Raw genomic sequence first — 1,489 nt, 5'->3', positions numbered from 1 at the left:
GTTCTCCATCGGCACCGGCGGTGCCTGGACCTACGTCGCCAACTCCGCCCACAACGAGTTCGCCGCCGGCACCACCTACACCGACACCTTCGCGGTGAGCAGCGCCGACGGCACCCTCACTTCGGTCACCGTGCATATCCTCGGCAGCAACGATGCGGCGGTGTTGTCCGCCGACATCGCCAACCTCACCGAGACCAATGCTSCGCTGACCACCGCKGGCAGCCTGACCATCAGCGACGTCGACAGCGCCGCAACCTTCGTCGCSCAAACCAACACCGCCGGCAGCTACGGCCAGTTCTCCATCGGCACCGGCGGTGCCTGGACCTACGTCGCCRACTCCGCCCACAACGAGTTCGCCGCCGGCACCACCTACACCGACACCTTCGCGGTGAGCAGTGCCGATGGCACCCTCACTTCGGTCGCCGTGCATATCCTCGGTAGCAACGATGCGGCCGTGCTGTCCGCCGACATCGCCAACCTCACCGAGACCAATGCTGCGCTGACCACCGCTGGTACCCTGACCATCAGCGACGTCGACAGCCCGGAAAGTTTCCAGGCGCAAACCAACACCGCCGGCAGCTACGGCCAGTTCTCCATCGGCACCGGCGGTGCCTGGACCTACGTCGCCGACTCCGCCCACAACGAGTTCGCCGCCGGTACCACCTACACCGACACCTTCGCGGTGAGCAGCGCCGACGGCACCCTCACCTCGGTCACCGTGCATATCCTCGGTAGCAACGATGCCGCCGTGCTGTCCTCGGCCAGCGTTACGCTGAGCGAAACCAATGCTCCGCTGACCACCGCTGGCAGCCTGACCATCAGCGACGTCGACAGCCCGGAAAGTTTCCAGGCGCAAACCAATACCGCCGGCAACTACGGCCAGTTCTCCATCGGCACCAGCGGTGCCTGGACCTACGTCGCCGACTCCGCCCACAACGAGTTCGTCGCCGGCACCACCTACACCGACACCTTCGCGGTGAGCAGCGCCGATGGCACCCTCACTTCRGTCACCGTGCATATCCTCGGTAGCAACGATGCGGCCGTGCTGTCCGCCGACATCGCCAACCTCACCGAGACCAATGCTGCGCTGACCACCGCTGGCAGCCTGACCATCARCGACGTCGACAGCGCCGCAACCTTCGTCGCGCAAACCAACACCGCCGGCAGCTACGGCCAGTTCTCCATCGGCACCGGCGGTGCCTGGACCTACGTCGCCGACTCCGCCCACAACGAGTTCGCCRCCGGCACCACCTACACCGACACCTTCGCGGTGAGCAGCGCCGACGGCACCCTCACTTCGGTCACCGTGCATATCCTCGGTAGCAACGATGCCGCCGTGCTGTCCTCGGCCAGCGTTACGCTGAGCGAAACCAATGCTCCGCTGACCACCGCTGGCAGCCTGACCATCAGCGACGTCGACAGCCCGGAAAGTTTCCAGGCGCAAACCAATACCGCCGGCAACTACGGCCAGTTCTCCATAGTTCTCCAT

At 65.4% G+C, this 1,489-nt stretch carries 1 protein-coding gene; it reads left to right on the top strand.

Annotated features, from left to right (window positions below; genetic code table 11):
- On the top strand, nt 1-1,489 hold a 1,489-nt coding region (locus AC1DU9_RS29775; RefSeq protein ID WP_477811266.1), incomplete at both ends, for a VCBS domain-containing protein.

Source organism: Pseudomonas sp. P4_C1 (genome assembly GCF_056402155.1).
The sequence above is the reverse complement of the archived record's forward strand: the minus strand, read 5'-3'. Positions and strand labels throughout refer to the sequence as shown.